The following is an 18,323-nucleotide window of genomic DNA, read 5'->3' on the forward strand; positions in this document are numbered from 1 at the left end:
ATGACAAACGATATACATCTTATTTATAAACATCTGAAAAAAGAACTGACACCCAAAAAGCTGGACGGTATCACAGCGAAAATCATATCAGCATATAAAAACAAACAATATGACCTGCTAAAAACGCTTGCCGAAAAAAACAAGCTCTCTTTCGACAGAGAATACGTAAATAAACTATTTGCACAGCTCATCAGGCTTTACCATCCGGACAAAATCATCACAATTCACAACGAAATCGATGCTGCCTATAAGAACACGAATGTCAGCCTGTTGAAATTTTATACCAAGATCTATTCGGACAAACCAGAAACCCAGGAACTTTATATTGATTACTATGAAGAGTACGGGATAAATGAAGAAGATTATATAAAATTCGGCATTCATATCGCCGACGAATCAGAAATTTTTTCCGATATTGATGACATAACCAATAGTTACGAACCGGAATTATCATTTTCTGAAGCCGTGAACAAAGAATTGTGCAGAGACCTGGGCTACGACTGGAATATCGGAGACCTCCACCGTCTCGAAGGAGATCTCGAATTACAAGGGTTGAATATAAATGATTTGTCGGGCATTGAAGACTGCATCAATATATCGAGCCTGAACCTTACACATAACAAATTGACCGATGCCGACGCCTTGAAACACCTAATAAACCTGGAATCCTTATTCCTGTCAGAAAACCAGATCGAAGACCTTTCTTTTCTGACAGGGTTAGTTAACCTGAAAGAACTTGATCTTTCCTTCAATAGTATAAGAGATATTACTCCCCTGCTCTCACTACAGAACCTGCATTACGTCAATCTTATCGGCAATTCTATTGATGATAATGCTGTAATCGAAAAACTTAGCAATCAAAATATCACCGTGATTAATTAACACCCACACCAATTACCACACACAAGTTTTCAGGGGATGAAAATAATATAGTTGACAGAATCGCACTTTTTAGCTTATAGTGTGCAATGTTTTATGAATGTAATAAATAAATTATTGTCAATCCATTTTCTAATTTCCCCCGCATTACGTTATCCCCAAAAGATCAGTAACCTAATGAAGATTAGGAATAATAAATTATTTAACCTGTTGATCTTCAGCATTCAGAATCAATTACGGATAAATCTAATTTATCGAAAAAAAAGGAGTATATATGAGTTTTGAAAAATTTAATTTAGCACAAGGAATTATGGCCCAGGTAGAAGCACTAGGATACACAGTTCCAACCCCAATACAGCAGCAGGCCATTCCATTGGTGCTTGAAGGCAGAGACGTTATGGGACTAGCCCAAACCGGAACAGGAAAAACAGCCGCTTTTGCGCTGCCATTACTGCAACGGCTACTACCAGGGAAACGCGGACAAGTCCGTGCATTAATCATTGCACCAACCAGAGAACTTGCAGAACAAATCAATACTGCAATCAAAGTGTTTGCAAAACAGACCGACCTACGTACTCTTGCGGTTTATGGCGGAGTAAGCACCTATCACCAGATTGCGGCCCTCAGAAGAGGCGTGGATATCCTCGTAGCATGTCCTGGCCGGTTACTTGATCACCTGGAACAAAGGACCGTAGATCTATCCCACGTCGAAACCCTCGTACTGGATGAAGCTGATCATATGTTTGATATGGGATTTCTCCCGACCATCAGAAAAATACTTCGGTATGTAAAAGATAGCCGACAAACACTGTTGTTTTCAGCAACAATGCCTTCGGATATTCGACGACTGGCTAACGATGTACTAAACAACCCGAGCCACATTCAAATAGATCATGAAGCTCCGGTAGACAATATTTCTCATGCACTATTCCCGGTTGAACAGCACCTTAAGACATCTCTGTTACTAGAAATTCTAAAGAGTACGGCAACCAAGTCAGTTCTCGTTTTTACCAGGACCAAACATCGCGCCAAAAGCCTGGGTCAAAAACTACAGCAAAGCGGCTTCAGCGCTATTTCGCTCCAGGGCAACCTCTCGCAAAACAAACGACAGGCTGCACTTGACGGATTTCGCAGCGGTTCCTTCCAGATATTGGTCGCAACCGACATAGCAGCCCGGGGCATTGATGTGTCCCAGATCTCCCATGTTATTAACTACGACATTCCAGACACACCGGAAGCGTACACCCACCGGATAGGTCGTACAGGAAGAGCAACCCGAAGCGGAGAAGCCTTCACGTTCGTAACCAAAGAAGAACGCAGCATTGTCTACGCACTGGAACGCAATGTAGGCGCAGAGCTAATATGCCGCACGATTCAAGGCTTTGATTATAACGCAGTTAAGTCACCGAGTTCTGAATTCGGCCGACCTGACAGACGCCCTATGCAAAGAAGAAAATTTGCTAGCGCAAGATAATTAACAAGAGCACCGTCAATAATAACAACAAAAAGAGGTTGTTCATAACAAAAGGTTATGGATGACCTCTTTTCTGATTTAAGCCGGCGTTAAATACCAGGCAATTCAAATGCTTCCGCATGCATACCACAAAAGAAAAAATACTGGCTTGACGCCGCCTATACCGATCGGTATAATAAAAAATATCGGAGGTAATATTCCCGGAAATTAATAACGAAGCCTATTTTTTTATGCTTCCACCATACCGATCGGTATATCAAGGAGACAACATTATGCAACACTGGCTTGACTCAACGCTTTTTTATCATATTTACCCACTGGGATTCTGTGACTGCCCGGAACAGAATGATTACAGTAAGCCGGCAGTTCCGCGTCTGGAAAAAATAATGGATTGGGCAGAGCATATCAACCGACTGGGAGTAGACGCACTTTACCTGGGCCCGGTTTTTGAATCCGCGACTCATGGCTATGATACTACCGACTACTACTGGGTTGACCGCCGGCTGGGAAACAAGGAATCACTAACTTCTCTCGTAGCAAAAATGCACGCGCAAGGAATACGGGTTATCCTGGACGGGGTATTCAACCATGTGGGCCGGGACTTCTGGGCATTTCGTGACGTATGTAATAATTTACAGCAATCCCGGTACTGCGATTGGTTCGACAGACTGTCCTTTGCACATAGAAGTCCATATAATGATCCGTTTACCTACGAAGCCTGGCAAGGTCATTATAATCTCGTTAGTCTCAATCTAAAGAATACCGCAGTAAAGGAACACCTCTTCCAAGCAGTAAGGGAATGGATAACCACCTACAACATTGACGGACTACGACTCGATGCAGCCGATTGCCTGGACCTTGGTTTCATTGAAGAACTCGGGGCTTTTTGTCGCCGTATCCGCCCGGATTTCTGGCTTGTAGGAGAGGTCATCCATGGCAATTACACAAAATGGGCTAACGATAAAGCCCTGGATTCCATTACAAATTACGAATGTTATAAAGGTCTTTTTTCCAGTCATAATGACAAAAACTATTTCGAGATTGCTTCTTCCTTAAAACGACAATTCGGAGAAAAGGGCATTTACAAGCACCTGCAGCTCTACAACTTTGTCGACAATCACGATGTAAACCGGCTTGCCAGTGTGCTCAAAAATAGCGGAGATCTCTATCCGCTTCATATTATATTGATGACAATGCCAGGAATACCCTCCATCTACTATGGCAGCGAATGGGGTATAAAAGGAGAAAAAGAACAGGACAGCGACGCGCCGATGAGGCCAAGCAAAGAGACTCTCGATGCCCAAAAAACCAAAAAAAAATACGAGCTCGCAGAGACAATCAGCAGACTGGCAAAAATACGCCGGAATTCCCCTGCCCTTAAATATGGGAACTATGAGGAACTTCTGGTAGCTCACGAACACCTGGCTTTCCAGAGAAAATCAGAGCAAGAAACAATAATTACCGTAATTAACAGCGCAGAAAAAAAAGTCTCCGTTAATCTATCGGTTCAACAACCAAATGGAACCCAGCTCGCAGACTTACTCAATCAGGGAAAGGGATATATCGTAAAAAACGGAAAACTGCATATCCCGGAGGTTTACCCACGATGGGGCTGTATTCTTAAAGTGTTAGCGTGAAAAACTAATAGAGAAAAAGCCATCAATCGCTAATCTTCGAGTCTTTCCAATTTGAAGACCACCGGACGTACTCCGTCAGTACAACAGGCGATCATGGCATTTTCATCTTTCATCCACCCGGCAAAAATACCGGAGGCAAAGTTCCCTCCGGTTAGTATCACAACAACATACCTGACAATATCGTTCCAGGCCCAGTCACAAAATCCGGCTGGCTTTTCGAACCCGGCTATAAACGATTGCCCGACCTGAAAACTCGGACACGTGCTGATCTCGCTCTGGCAGTATTCTTTTGCGATATCCTGGTTCAACGTTTTTTTTATAACGGTTATCTTGCAACGCGGCATGAAATATTCCTTCCTGTATTTTCTAGTGGAGCCTATTTATGCGGTAATCACATAGAATTCTTCTTTATCCATCTGTTTCCACAACAAGCTCGAAGAAAGAGGCTGAGACGCGATTATTACTGAATTTTCAGACTGGGTTTTGAAGAGTGAATAATAATCCGGCTCTTTAGAAAAATCCCGGTAAGCATACATTTTTTCTCCGTCACTGAACAGGCAATTCAGTGCAGAGTAACTATGAGTATTCTTGATGAGCGCAACCGTCTTAAGAAAAGCTGAGCCAAGATCTGCAACATCAGAACTCAGAAAGTGCAGAAAAAAAACTTCGGTATCGAGGGCATCTTCGCGCAATCCGGGAATGGTTATGTCCTTGAGGAGCCCTTTATAATCATAAACGGTGCCGTTATGTGCAAAAACCCTGTTTTCGTAATCAAAGGGATGGGCATGCCGGGTAGAGGTAGTGTTACTCCAGGCTGATTTACGCAAATGAAGTATCATTACCGGAGACTCTCCGGCTTTTTCCAGGATATCCAGAAAGGGTTCCTGTTCATCAAGTATATTGAGGCCGCTTTTGTGGACCACTAATTTACCGTTATCATAAAAGGCCAGTCCCCACCCATCTTCATGTCCGGGAGAATCACCGGCAAGCACAGTACCGGTCCGGGCAAGATCGCAAAAATTATTTATGATTTTCTGGTGCTTTAAGTAGTTAAAATTGGTTATTCCTAATAATCGGCACATAATTTAAAAAAGCACCTTTACAATAATAACAGCAACAACAATCCCGATAAGATCAGCGGTAAGACATACCGGGACCAGATAGCGGGTTTTTTTGATACTCACTGCGCCCAGATAAACAGAAAGCACATAAAAAGTGGTTTCGGCGCTCCCCATAATAACAGCGGTCATCGTAGTTGCCATCGAGTCAGGCCCGGTAGTTTTGACAATATCGGTAAATAAAGCGGTTGAAGCACTGCCGGAGAGCGGTTTGATAATACCCATGGAGATAACTTCTATCGGGATATGCATAAACGAAAACACACTATAAAAAATATCCCTGATATATTCAAATGCGCCAGACGCCTGAAACCCTTTAATCGCAACAAAAATGGTTAGCAAATAAGGGAAAATATTAAGGATTATTCCCGGGCCTTCTTTGGCGCCGGCAACAAAAGAGTCGTACACGCTCACCTTTTTGAAGGTACCGTAAAGAAGGGTAAAGAGAATAAATCCCGGGATAATAAGTAACGAGATATAGCTGATATAGTGGATCATTTAAGTATTTTCCTGAAACTAAAAAGGATAAGCAGCGCGGTAACAGCTGAAATAACTGTAGCAATTAATACAGGAAGGACAATAGCCGCAGGGTTTTTGGCACCATATACGGCAAGGATACCGATAACCGAAAAAGGGATCAGCTGAATGCTGGCAGTGTTGATAATAATAAAAACCATCATCTCAAAAGTGATCGTTCCTTTGTTCTCGTTAAGCGTATCCAGATCCTGCATCGCTTTGATGCCCAGCGGTGTCGCTGCGTTACCCAACCCAAACAGGTTCGCAAGAACATTAAGCGTAATTGGGGTAATTGAAGGATGATCTTTCGGAATATTTCGAAAAAGCCTTGAGATAATTGGCCTGAAAATATGAGCTATCCGATAGATTAACCCCGAATCTTCCAGAATCCTGGTAATTCCCATCCAGATCGAAACAATTCCAAGCAGAAAAAGCGATATCTCGACCGCTGATTTTGCTCCCTCGAATATTGATTTGGTAAATGGTTCAAGGTTGCCGGTAAAAATAGCAAAAACGATGCTGACAGAGAGCAGGGCCAGCCAGATAATATTCATGGATGAACTCCCGGAAAAGGCATTTCTGCAATAATAAGACTTTTCGTATGCGTATTCAATTCGACCTGTGCGCCAATAGGCGTAGTGATTTTATTCTTTACATGGCCAATAAAGGAAGAATGAATAACCGGGAAAGTTATTTCCATTTGCGAGGAAATAATCTCATAAACCTTAGCATTTTTGATGCCGCGAAAATCCCCCAGGATAATCCCGTTTACCTTGCTCAGCTTGCCTGCCAGTATCCACTGGGTAAGGTAGCGGTCAACCTGATGCAGCTTTTCGTCCACATCCTCAAGAAAAAGTATGGCATTTTCAGTAGAAATCTCCCAGTTTGTATCGATAAGCGCTGTCAGGGTTATCAGATTACCTCCCTTGAGAACCCCGCTGGCCGTTCCCGGATTATAGACTTTGACCGGAGCGCCTTTAAGGAGATTTTTTTCGGGATACCCATTAAGAGCATTCATAAATGATTTTACGGTAAAGCTGGTAGGCGACCCCATATTCCACACCATCGGCGAATGCAGCGTAATCATTCCGGTACGTTCGAAAATGGGGTTGAGCAGTGCACTTAGATCGCTGAACCCGGCAATGATCTTGGGATATTTTTTAATAAGCTCGAAATCAATGTAGGGAAGAGCTTTCATTGCACTGTACCCGCCGCGTTGTGCCAGAACAATATCAACGTTAGGATCAGAAAAGGCCTGATGGATTTGCCGGGCTTTTTCCTGTGGCGAGGGAAATATACTGACAAACTCAGGGTTGCAAAAAGTGAACCCCAGTTTTTCAAGCTGTTTAATCCCGTCTGCATGGTCTTTTTTCTTTTTTATCAGATAACTGGGAGTAATAATGAAGATATTTTTCAAATTAAATCTCCTGAATTCCTAAAACACTTCAGGCATTATAACATTATATAATTTGAAATTGAAGAAAGTGGTACGTTTCACCCTCGAATTCCGGAAGATAGACTAATGACAGTTTACGATTAGGAAGGCAGAGCATATACTTATAACTATATCCATCAAAGTATATCTTACAAAATAGCCAGCCAACCGGCATCTATTGCGGATTTATTCCGGCAATACCGGTCCCAGTATACTTTTTTGATAAATCAGGCTTGGTTAAGGATAGAGTAAATGTATTTCAACAAAAACAAATTATTCCTGCAAAAATCTCAGTTAATCGCTTTTCTATGTGGTTTTTTTGCCATTACTGCCTGTGTTAATTCGATCACCGTTATCACTCCCGGCCAATCCGAGATTATTAATGCTCCCTCAGTTATAGTACTCGGACAATCAGATCCGAAACACACCCTTTTTATTAATAACAAACAGGTCCAAGTCCATCCTAATGGCAGCTTTGTTACTACAGTTCCGGTACGCCCAGGAATGAATAAACTCTGGTTTGAGGCTGGAAAAGAGACAAAAGAAATTATAGTCTATCAACCAACCCCTGAATACTCCTTCACTGCCAGGCCCTTGCGGATTTCAACAATCAACATGGTTCCCGGACAGGAAATGGAATATCTGCCTGGCGATATTATAAAAATCGCATTCAGAGGATCTCCCGGACATAAGGCGAGCGCAAAGATCGGATCAACACATATCCCCATGCAGGAGACATTATCGTACAAAAACATTTCCAAACCCGTTTTTTGTGAAAACCAGCCAATAAAAGCGGAACAGAGCACCGGGGTATATCAAGGAACGTACGCTATTCAGCCAACCGATCACTTTCAGAAAACAGCTATAGTTGTTAAGCTAACCTCCGGCAATGAAGAAGTGTCCCAAACATTACCCTCGACCTTAACAGTGCTATCGGATGCATTTCCTATTGTCGCGCAAACCAGCACCCAGAACGCGGTTGTTCGAACAGCTCCGGATGCCAACCGGCTGACTCCACTTCCCCAAGGGGTCAAAATACATATAACCGGGAAAGTTGGCACATATTACCGGTTTCAGATGGGAAAAAACAGGGACGGCTGGATAGAATCCCGGTTCATCGAATTATTACCGCCCGGAACATCGCTGCCGCACAGTGAACTCTATCAGGTATTTTTGGACCAGAGCACACAAAACATTATTATCAAGATACCGTTAAAAGAAAAGCTTCCTTACATATTAGATCAAACTGACCAGTCCGGCCTAAAGCTGCAGCTGTTTGGAGCGTTGATCAATCTGGATTTCGTCCGGTATCCAACCGGGAACTGCGCTATCGATAATATTACCTGGAATCAGAGCGGACCTGATACCTGTGAGATTAACATTCGACCGGGGTTTGCGGCACTTCATGGGTTTGAGGCGGATTACGAAGGAACTACCCTGGTCATAAAACTAAGAATACCTCGCACCAATACCGCGAAGGGAATCCTCTCCGGCAAAACAATTACCATCGATCCCGGACATGGGGGAGAAGCGGCTGGCGCTATAGGGCCAACCGGAGTCAAAGAAAAAACAGTTAACCTCGCCATAGCTGCATTTTTAAAATCGGAACTGGAACAGTTCGGCGCAATTGTCGTCATGACACGAACAACCGAGGATGAAAACCCCTCATTTGAACAGCGCGTAAACGCCGCTAAAGATGCCAAGTCTGATGTGCTGATCAGTATTCACAATAATGCCTTGCCCAATGGCCGTGATCCCTATCTTGAGCATGGCTCAAGCACCTATTATTATCATCTCCAGGCACTCCCGCTGGCCCGGGCAATACAGCGCTCTCTCCTGCAAGATCTTGGATTGATTGATTACGGAGTCTATTGGGGCAACCTGGTCCTGGCCCGTCCAACGAACCCCGTCGCTGTGCTGGTTGAAGTCGGGTTTATGATCCATCCGGAAGAATATCAGAAGCTCATCGATCCGGCATTCCAGAAAAAATCGGCAACTGCAATCAGAAAAGGACTTGAGAATTATTTTTCCAGTGCACAGAAAAAATAGTCGATAACCGAGGCTGTCAGCCAGCCGGGACATCGTTTACCTGTTTTAAATAAAGGTAATTCATTAATTGCTCGAAGTTAAATGGTTTGTACAGTATTTCATCAAACCCCAAACTCAAAAAATGGTCTCTGGAGTGAACCTCGTCCTGCGAGGTAGTCGCTATTATTAGAATAGCTGGTTGTTTTTCCCGGATAGTTTTATTAAGTTCCGCCATATCGATTCCAGGAATCGGGATATCTATAACCGCTGCTGCATAGATGTTCTCCTGAATGCAGGCAAGGACACCTTCCAGCGATCCAGCACAATCAGCTCTCACATTAAGGTGCTGAAAAACATGACTCGTGCCTTGAGGTATGGATTTGTTATCCTCAATGATTATAACCCTTTTCATCAAAAACACTTCACTTTCATTCGATAATTAAAAAAACCGCTTTTTCCGGTTAATGCTAATTGAATTATAACGGAGTCTATCTTTTTTTCAATTCCGGTCTTTGCTTCATTTCCCATGCTTAATCCTAACAACTAATTCTGAGGAGTCAATATCACACTCCCGCCAATTGACTGTTTGGCTGACATGCACTCCGGCAGAATATGCAAGGGACAGCAGAATTGAGTCACTCATTGATCGACAACAACCCTTGTTCAAGCATCTCAATAAAAGAATTTTTCAAACGGTCAGATACTTATAGGATTAAAGTCTTCAGGATAAATCTTTCGACAAGCAGCTTAACCGGCACGCGATTACAGTTTAGGAATAATAGGTTCTGCCATTTGGTTCTCAAGCGTTTTTCCAATAGCAAAGCCCAGCTCATTTATCCAAAAAAAAATCACGATAAGTTCGGAAAACATACTAAATTCCACATTTATCCACCAAAACACTTCGCATATGATTTAGTTATGTTCAATTGTTGACTGGTGTTGGATTACTAACAAGTTGCATAGTTTGGTCAGATTATTTTTTCGCCGACTGGCGGTGTCATGCGCGTCCGTGCGCATGACGGATTTATAATAAATTAATGCAGGAGAGACAAATACATAGAAAGTGATCGAGGCGTTTCTGCATATTGAGACAAAAGAGAAATAGCATTAACATAATCAAAACTTAAATTACATTTATATCTTTTATCAAACATCTTCGAATCTTTTTTACACACTTCATTTTTCAATTTTTTTAAAAAAGATATAAAAAACATAAGTTCAAACTTACCTCTAAAATATTTTCCCTTATCATTCTTATTAAAATAAATTATCTTAAGTTTTATTTCGGCAGCAGCAATTTGAGGAGCATCCTCAAATATTTTTCTAATTATTGATATCTTTTTTAAATCATTTAAATCACATAAACTCTTCAAATCATCTTTCACTAAGAACCTAAAATAATTCCTCAAAGAATCATCAATTTTCAAATAAGTTTTGGATTTAGTTTTTAATCTCAAATCCGCTTGTACTGCTAAAAAAGCATTTAAAAGCAAAGTATTATCATGAAACTTCTTTATTAAATTTTCATATAATTTCATTATTTTAATATAATCTTTGCTGTTTTCTTCAACTCCAAATTCATGAAGAATTACTTTTTTTATTGAAGAATTTTGAACATAACAATTTTCAATTGAATAATATGGGAGGATATAAATAGATTCATCAAGCTTTTCACAAACGTAATCCATATCAACAAAATAACAAATACTAGCATCACGGTATCCCTCAATACGGGACATCATTTTATTAATATTAATCACATTTTCCCTACCGCCACAGATAAAATCCTTATACACTCTTCCTGTTTTAATCTCTATTCGATTGCAATAATACTTAATATCATCCTTACCTTCAAAAAAACAATACAGGATATCACTATCAGGTTTATATGCTGATGCGAACTGAGTAAAAGCAACATATTCAGATTCGACTTCTGCTCGCATTTTTTCTAACATTTCATCAACAATCATGCTTTTTCCTTTACATACAAACTCATTCCAGACGCATATTTATCAAGATCGTTATTAAATATAAAAGGCGAATGAGTAACTGATAATAAAAATATACATTTATTAGAATCTACAACATGGGGAAGTAACATTTTTTGCCACTCTAACGACAAAGACAACTCTGGTTCATCAAACAATACTACCAAATTGCTTTTATCTTCTAAATATAACTTCGAAAACAGAGATATTATCTGCTTCTCGCCAGAAGAAAGCATACTTAAAGAAACTTGGCAACCATCTTGCTTTTTTCTATAAATATTAACATCAACAGAGCTCTCGTCATATATAAATTGCTTATCATTTAAATATTCATTACAAACTGACACGAACTTTTTTACAGAATCATCTAAATGCTTGTGTTGATCATAAATATCAATCAGTTTCAGAATAAAATACACCAAATGTTGTTTTTTCTTTAAACTATCTTTTTTTTCTAATAGATTCAATATAGTATTTCTATCTTGATCTGATAGATTATTTCCAACTCGATGAATAATAATTTTTACCGTATTTTCATCTAAAGCATCTATAGCCTTGTCGTCAATTGCAGGAAACCCTCTTAATAATTGAGATAGCATTTCTCCGGTTAATTTTGAAAATCCAGATATAGTTGATTTATTTATTAGCTTCTCAATATTACCTATACGTAACTCCACGTCTTCCATACCAAAATGAATTAATATATCTTCACTAATTTCTATATCTTCTTCTATTTCATCAGTTATATAATCATCATCAAAAGACTGATGGCCAACCCGCCTTCTAAATTTGCCTAAATTTTTTAAATCCTCTTCAACCCTGCGATAAGTGGGAAAATACAAAACTGAAAATTTTTTCGAATCGATAATCGCTGCACATTGTTTGAAATTTTCAAACAGAGGCTCAGATGCAAAATACATCAATTCACGAGCCATAATGCGTAAAGGGGCAAACTGTCTTACTTTATTAACAAGAAGATACTGGATTATTTTCTCAATAGAAGTATCTTTCTCTTCAGTTATAAATTTTTTTATATCATTAATATTTATACCTTCAAAAAAACTTTTAGGTATCCTTTTATTATTACTTCTTTCTAACATTTCTATATAGTTTTCCAATTCATATTTCTTAAACTTTATAGTCTTATTATCATCAAAAACCAACATTACACTTTCAAAATTAATTTGAACCAATTTATGATATTTTTGGGTCAAAACAAAATACATAGCATTTAAAATAGTTGTTTTACCTAAACCGTTTTCACCTATTAAAATTTTCACATTATCTTTGAACTTAATATCAACATCGCGAAAACCAAAAAGTTTTGTTATTACAAAGCGTTTTATCACTACATTCTCCTTAACAAAATAGTCGATTACTAAAGCGTATGATTCAATACATTAATATATGATTATAATACTAACAAAATGATTATATCTTTTCAATAAAAGAAAAACAAAAAGAGATTAGGCGTCCTTGCCTAAGCTCTAATGTCGGCGAAAAAGACATCTATTCCAGTTACGCCCTAGCCTCGCCGTCAACAACTCTGCGGCGGCCTCCGGCTAAACCCTAAAGGGCGCCTTGCCTCGATCTCGATGCTGTTTCTGTTCCGTCAATATGCTAGAAACAGCATAGCATATTGCTCCGCCGACATCATCGGATTCGGGAACATAACAGTGGCATGATCTGCAAGCTCACCCTTCGGGCTGCGTCGCTTTTGTTTATAAGGGATAACTTGTTGTTTAGTGAGTTTGGATTTGTTCAGGCTTGCCTGCTTCGACAAACACGCTCCTTGTCGTTGACTCCAGTCAACGATGAGACACTTCAATCGCCGGCCCAGCGGGCACCCCGGCTCTTCGCGTCAGATATGCCACGGACGTTGAACTAAAGCGACAATAGTCGCTAGTCACAACGCTTCTGAAACTTACAACTAAACCAGCCCTTCCTAGTCTACCCCCAATAATTTAAGAAATATTCTCACTTCATTTCGATAGTTATTTATATCTATCAAATAAAGGAGACCTATATGAACACTATCCAGCAAAAACTAAAAGAATATCTGAAACTGAAAGGGTATGCAAAAAAAACCCAAAAAGCATATTTTAGTGCTTTGCGTTGTTTTGAGGATTATTATCATAAAAGCCCAAAACAGCTTGGAAATATAGAAGTCAGGAACTTCCTTCTCCATCTCATCAGGATCAACAGAGCTTCTTCTACTCTCAGAATATATTACTCGGCTCTCAGCGTCGTTTACAAAAACATCCTCAACCAGCCTGAGGTCATGCTCAATATCCCTATGTTCAAAAAAGACAAAAAAAGATTACCTGTCATTCTAAGCCGGGAAGAAATCAACAAAATACTCTCCGTAACTACTAACAAAAAGCACAGAGCCATGATTGCTGTTGCTTATTCTTCCGGACTCAGAGTCTCTGAAGTAGTTAATCTCACGGTAAAAGATATCGACAGTGATAGACTAATGCTCAATATTAGAAAAACTAAAGGCGGTTATGACAGAAGCACTATCCTCTCGAAAAAAACTTTACATATTCTCAGAGAATACTATGCTATTTACAGACCAAACAACTTCTTGTTCCAAGGCAAGAAAAACAACCTTTTTGCTGATGTACAACTTACGACCAGAACAATCCAGCGTGTTTTTCATCAAGCTAAAATAGCTGCTGGCATTACCAAAGATGTCTCCTTCCATTCCCTCCGTCACAGCTTTGCGACTCATCTCATCGAAGACGGCGTTAACATCCTTTTTGTTCAACGCCTGCTTGGCCACGCGCTCCTTAAAACCACACTCATCTATCTCCACACCACCAGTCAATCGCTATCAGGCATCAACAGCCCTTTCGATAATTTCTAAATCCATGTTGAAAAAACCGGATATCGAAGTCGCGGATATTTTCCGTATGCATGGCGATCAATATAGAAGCTCGCACAACCTATCCCTCTGGCAGCACAAAACTATGAACGCTATTCAACTTTGCAGGACCCCTGCTCTTGGGGCCAACTCCCAAACTGTTTGTGATTACTGCGGTACTGTAGAAATATCTTACAATTCCTGCAGAAACCGCCACTGTCCCAAATGCCAATTCCGCAGAACTCTTAACTGGATCGATGCCAGAATAAACGACCTACTTCCGGTCCAATATTTTCATGTGGTTTTTACACTACCCGACCTGCTTGAACCGATCATTCTCATGAACCAGAAAATCATGTACAATCTCTTATTCAAATGTGCTTCGGAAACACTCATCGAACTTGGAAAAGACCAGAAACATCTGGGCGCTGAGGTTGGGTTTATCGGCGTACTCCATACCTGGGATCAGAAAATCCTGGAACATACCCACCTGCACTGCATCGTTCCGGGCGGTGGCTTGTCTCTTGATCAAACCAAATGGATTTCCTGTAAAAATGATTACCTGATCCCTGTACAGGTCCTATCGGCTTTATTCAAGAAAAAGTTCCTTTATTACCTAAAGATCTTAATGAAGGAGGACAAACTCAAATATGGACGGGGAATTGGTCAGACTGTTCAGCTGTTCAAGATTATCAGTAAATTATATAAAATTGAATGGGTCGTTTACTCCAAGCCAACTTTCAACAGCCCGGAATCTGTCATCAAATATCTGGGTAAATACACTCACCGCATTGCTATCAGCAATTACAGAATTCTGGAACTAAAAAATAACAGGGTTAGCTAAACAGCTTCTTGGAATGTCTGTATCGTCTTCGGGTATTCATGGTACTAAACCGGAGCATACTGCTTGTGCCGGGGCCATTTTTGAAAAAACAGGATTTGATATTTCTATCTGCCCTTTTTGCGGCAAAGGATATTTGATCACAAAAAACCTTATCAGCTGGCTTTTTATTCCTCCTTAAAGGAAACAATTTTGATTGTTATAATATTAACTTCTTACCTGCGTTCATTTGCTATCTCAGATAGCCCCAGGATAGCTATACCCTATCTCTATCGTTTTTTATCTATGCCAGACCGTATTTCAAATTTGAGACAGCATTGCTTGATCCACACGCTTGACTACTCTTTAAATTCTCCTGTTTTTCTTGATCTTCTCGCTATTCTTATCGTTACAGTCTTCAATTCACAGCCACAAAACCGATTGAATTCCCATAGCAACTAAACAGCTTTCTTGCGCGCCTCTGTTCAACGCCGCACTGAAGACATGAGAAGCGACTCCTCCTCCACGCTCACCGGCTTCTCACGATCTTCCGTGCTTTAACATTAGATGGACATTATGCCACCTCCGGGTATTAAATGAGTTGTCTCCTTGCCTCAAGACCACATCATTCGCGTGCAAGAAAGTCGGCTGACATCGTGTCAGCCTCTAAGCACCGGTCGTCCTGACCAGCGCGGGAATTATAGAGTAATTTTGATATTTATAGTATTATAAAATTTGTAATAGAAAAAGAAGCAATAGGGAAGAAATAAAAATGCCAAGGAAAATGCCAGGCAATATCTTAATAATTATTCTAGGTTTAATTGTATATGCAGTATACCTTATTATATCTGCTGTAGTTTTTTTAATACAACCAATAGTAATCATTACCATAATCTGCGGAGGAATGTTAATAATTTATCAAATTTACAGTAATTTGTATTTCAACAGTAATGATTTTAAAAATATTAAAGATAGCATTAAAGACCATACAAAAAACTGCAATGAACTAAATCATCATATTGAAGAGTTAAAGTGCTCATATGTGAATATAAAGTCATATGATTACGGAGAAAGCCATTTATATGACAATAGTAATTATAATTTCAAAAGAAAAGAATGGAGTAAAGACTTTAAAAGTAATCTAAAACACAATTGCTCTGCAACTGTCTGCAAAAATGCGAGTACTCAGCCATTTAAATATCTTTGCAAATACTTTGATATAGAAATAAACGAAGAAACATTGTCAAATTTTGAAAGTGTATTGAATGATTTTGCTGCTGCTGAACAAGGAAAAATATTATTGCAAAACGAAAGAGATTTAATATTGAACAATATTAGCAATTCCATTCCCATATTAATATATTCTTTCAGTAAAAATAAGTTGATTAAAAAATTAGGGTTGGAAGCTATTGATTTGAGCGACTTGTACTTTCCAATTTATACATTTCAATATGTATCACCTGGTGGAAATAGTTCTTCTAAATGCGATATAAAATTAAACATAGAAAATCTAGATAAATTTATAAAGCATCTTCACGACTTAGTAAAATTCAGAAAAAGTATTGAAGGCCAAAGAGCATTAATGACATCAAATTTACGAGAAATAATCAAAATCAGAGATAATTATACTTGTAAGAAATGCGGATTATCAATTAATGATGAAAAAAATTTATTATTAGAAATAGACCATATCGTTCCTCTTGCGAAAGGAGGTATTACATCAGAAAATAACCTGCAAACATTATGTTGGAAGTGTAATCGCTCAAAAGGGTCAAAAGTTGAAGCCAGACAAATAATTTTCAACATGGAAAAAGGAATCATTGATAAAAAAAAATTATAATGTAATTTGAGGAGCAATTTCATAATGAGCAATATAAAACCTGACAAATCATACATCGATACTCTTTCACTAATCAAGCAAAAGATCAAAACTGCCCAAATCAAAGCAACATTATCTGTAAATGCCGAAATGCTATTACTATACTGGGATATAGGCAACACAATCCTCGAACAACAAAAGAAAGAAGGCTGGGGAGCAAAAGTAATTGACCGGCTGGCTGCTGATCTGCAAAAAACTTTTCCTGATATGAAGGGGTTTTCTTCGCGTAACCTAAAGTATATGCGTAAATTTGCCAATACTTTCCCGGATAATATAATTGTGCAAGAGGTGCTTGCACAAATTACCTGGTATCACAATATTACGTTGTTGGATAAGATCGATTCTCAAAATGAAATACTCTGGTATGCAAGAAAGACTGCCGAAAATGGCTGGTCACGCAATATACTTGTTCATCAGTTAGAGAACAATCTATATCAGCGTCAGGCAATGGCAGAAAAAACCACAAATTTTGAGCGAACACTTTCGGCCCCAACTTCTGATCTTGCAATAGAAATCATTAAAGACCCGTACAAGTTTGATTTTTTATCCCTTGGGAATGATGCTCATGAACGTGAAGTAGAAAAAGAACTTATTAAGCATATATCTGACTTTTTACTTGAACTGGGAGCAGGATTCGCCTTTATTGGTCGCCAATATCACCTTGAGCTTGATGAAAAAGATTATTACATTGACCTGCTTTTTTATCATACCCGGCTACATTGTTATGTAGTCATCGAGTTAAAAATCGGCGATTTTCTCCCGGAATATGTTGGTAAGATGAATTTTTATCTCTCTGCTGTAGATGATCTGCTAAAATCACAACATGATAACCCATCAATCGGAATCATCCTTTGTAAGACCAAGAAAAAACTTACAGCAGAATACGCATTACGTGATACAACAAAACCGATGGGAATAGCCGAATACAAATTAACAGAAGCTATCCCAGATGATTTAAAAACCAGTCTCCCATCCATCGAAGAACTGGAAAAGGGGTTGGAGAATGAGCTTACAGAATAAAACAAGCTTTTCAATTCGTGTTGATTTATAAGCTACCACCTCAACAGCCAATCGTCCTGATTGTCTGTTGCCCCCTCTTCGACATCGTGTCTCAGAGGGCTTTGTGCGCGAATGATGTTCAATATTTTCCAGATGATTCCTGTTAACCTCAAGTCCGGTGGCATAACGGTCGAGTAGGAGGGGCATGAGCCCCGTCCTCTCACAGAACCGTGCGTACGGTTCCGTACACGGCTCTTCATGACAGTTTTATGTATTTGTTTATCCCAAACCAATGCACTTCTTTCTTATCAGACACGATTTTTTTGCCCTACTGCTTCTACGAACCATCTTACCGAAAATGCCTTCTCGACTACGCTTATTCGTGACATAGCCCATGTCCCTCGGTTACGGTATACTGCTCTGCGACCGTCACTTCTGTTTATACCCATCTTCTCCAACTTGTGTACTAGATTAATTTTCCTCTTTTGTTGCACGATTATTCGTGCTCTCAATCTTCTCCTCAAGTGTGCCTCTATTTTACGTAACTGCATTGGGTATTGCGTCATTCCATAATAATTAGCCCATTGATTAACGTCAACTATGATTCCTGTCCAACGACAATTATTTTTCCCGTTTTTGAGAAAAAAATATAAAGGCTAAATACAAGCCTTTAGTATGCCGTAT

17 protein-coding genes are annotated in these 18,323 nt (G+C 39.5%); 8 read left to right on the plus strand and 9 right to left on the minus strand.

Going from position 1 to position 18,323, the window contains the following annotated elements; genetic code table 11:
• From DKM50_05110 to DKM50_05120, 3 genes are all read left to right on the plus strand, one after another.
• Positions 1 to 882, plus strand: a complete 882-nt coding sequence (locus DKM50_05110) for a hypothetical protein (GenBank protein PZM81915.1) — start codon at positions 1 to 3, stop codon at positions 880 to 882.
• A 271-nt stretch (positions 883 to 1,153) separates the two neighbouring features.
• Complete coding sequence (locus DKM50_05115; GenBank protein ID PZM81916.1) at positions 1,154 to 2,353, plus strand: ATP-dependent helicase; 1,200 nt, start codon at positions 1,154 to 1,156, stop codon at positions 2,351 to 2,353.
• Positions 2,354 to 2,625: 272 nt separating this feature from the next.
• Positions 2,626 to 3,990, plus strand: a complete 1,365-nt coding sequence (locus DKM50_05120; protein PZM81917.1) for an alpha-amylase — start codon at positions 2,626 to 2,628, stop codon at positions 3,988 to 3,990.
• A gap of 29 nt (positions 3,991 to 4,019) precedes the next feature.
• On the opposite strand, the gene DKM50_05125 is transcribed toward DKM50_05120, so the two are convergent.
• The 5 genes from DKM50_05125 to DKM50_05145 are packed head-to-tail and all read right to left on the minus strand — an operon-like array spanning position 4,020 to position 7,041.
• Positions 4,020 to 4,334 (minus strand): TIGR04076 family protein, encoded by a 315-nt coding sequence (locus DKM50_05125; GenBank protein PZM81918.1) that lies wholly within the window; start codon positions 4,332 to 4,334, stop codon positions 4,020 to 4,022.
• Positions 4,335 to 4,370: 36 nt separating this feature from the next.
• On the minus strand, positions 4,371 to 5,072 hold the full coding sequence (locus DKM50_05130; protein ID PZM81919.1) for a class II glutamine amidotransferase: 702 nt from the start codon (positions 5,070 to 5,072) through the stop codon (positions 4,371 to 4,373).
• A gap of 3 nt (positions 5,073 to 5,075) precedes the next feature.
• On the minus strand, positions 5,076 to 5,606 hold the full coding sequence (locus DKM50_05135; GenBank protein PZM81920.1) for a spore maturation protein: 531 nt from the start codon (positions 5,604 to 5,606) through the stop codon (positions 5,076 to 5,078).
• Positions 5,603 to 6,178: a spore maturation protein gene (locus DKM50_05140; protein PZM81921.1), complete on the minus strand. Its 576-nt coding sequence runs from the start codon at positions 6,176 to 6,178 to the stop codon at positions 5,603 to 5,605. The genes DKM50_05135 and DKM50_05140 overlap by 4 nt, the downstream gene beginning before the upstream one ends.
• The gene (locus DKM50_05145) at positions 6,175 to 7,041 is read right to left on the minus strand and encodes an LD-carboxypeptidase (protein PZM81922.1); all 867 of its coding nucleotides are present in this window, start codon (positions 7,039 to 7,041) and stop codon (positions 6,175 to 6,177) included. Before DKM50_05145 ends, DKM50_05140 begins: the two co-directional genes overlap by 4 nt.
• A gap of 270 nt (positions 7,042 to 7,311) precedes the next feature.
• Here DKM50_05145 and DKM50_05150 point away from each other — a divergent pair, with 270 nt between their 5' ends.
• On the plus strand, positions 7,312 to 9,108 hold the full coding sequence (locus DKM50_05150; protein PZM81923.1) for a hypothetical protein: 1,797 nt from the start codon (positions 7,312 to 7,314) through the stop codon (positions 9,106 to 9,108).
• 16 nt (positions 9,109 to 9,124) lie between these two features.
• Here the strand turns inward: DKM50_05150 and DKM50_05155 are convergent, their stop codons facing one another.
• The 3 genes from DKM50_05155 to DKM50_05165 form a co-directional block, all read right to left on the minus strand.
• A complete protein-coding gene (locus tag DKM50_05155; protein ID PZM81924.1) occupies positions 9,125 to 9,499 on the minus strand; it encodes a hypothetical protein in 375 nt (124 codons plus the stop codon).
• A gap of 622 nt (positions 9,500 to 10,121) precedes the next feature.
• On the minus strand, positions 10,122 to 11,057 hold the full coding sequence (locus DKM50_05160) for a hypothetical protein (protein PZM81925.1): 936 nt from the start codon (positions 11,055 to 11,057) through the stop codon (positions 10,122 to 10,124).
• Positions 11,054 to 12,472 (minus strand): ATP-binding protein, encoded by a 1,419-nt coding sequence (locus DKM50_05165; GenBank protein PZM81926.1) that lies wholly within the window; start codon positions 12,470 to 12,472, stop codon positions 11,054 to 11,056. The genes DKM50_05160 and DKM50_05165 overlap by 4 nt, the downstream gene beginning before the upstream one ends.
• 629 nt (positions 12,473 to 13,101) lie before the next feature.
• On the opposite strand from DKM50_05165, the gene DKM50_05170 reads away from it, so the two are divergent.
• The 4 genes from DKM50_05170 (at position 13,102) to DKM50_05185 (ending at position 17,660) form a co-directional block, all read left to right on the plus strand.
• Complete coding sequence (locus tag DKM50_05170) at positions 13,102 to 13,944, plus strand: integrase (GenBank protein ID PZM81927.1); 843 nt, start codon at positions 13,102 to 13,104, stop codon at positions 13,942 to 13,944.
• Between the two features lie 4 nt (positions 13,945 to 13,948).
• On the plus strand, positions 13,949 to 14,785 hold the full coding sequence (locus DKM50_05175) for an IS91 family transposase (protein PZM81928.1): 837 nt from the start codon (positions 13,949 to 13,951) through the stop codon (positions 14,783 to 14,785).
• A gap of 748 nt (positions 14,786 to 15,533) precedes the next feature.
• Positions 15,534 to 16,601: a hypothetical protein gene (locus DKM50_05180; protein PZM81929.1), complete on the plus strand. Its 1,068-nt coding sequence runs from the start codon at positions 15,534 to 15,536 to the stop codon at positions 16,599 to 16,601.
• A 24-nt stretch (positions 16,602 to 16,625) separates the two neighbouring features.
• A complete protein-coding gene (locus DKM50_05185) occupies positions 16,626 to 17,660 on the plus strand; it encodes a DUF1016 domain-containing protein (protein ID PZM81930.1) in 1,035 nt (344 codons plus the stop codon).
• A gap of 287 nt (positions 17,661 to 17,947) precedes the next feature.
• Here the strand turns inward: DKM50_05185 and DKM50_05190 are convergent, their stop codons facing one another.
• The gene (locus DKM50_05190; GenBank protein ID PZM81931.1) at positions 17,948 to 18,151 is read right to left on the minus strand and encodes a hypothetical protein; all 204 of its coding nucleotides are present in this window, start codon (positions 18,149 to 18,151) and stop codon (positions 17,948 to 17,950) included.
• Positions 18,152 to 18,323: the final 172 nt, after the last annotated feature.

Source organism: Candidatus Margulisiibacteriota bacterium (assembly GCA_003242895.1).
In the GTDB taxonomy this organism is placed as follows: domain Bacteria; phylum Margulisbacteria; class Riflemargulisbacteria; order GWF2-39-127; family GWF2-39-127; genus GWF2-39-127.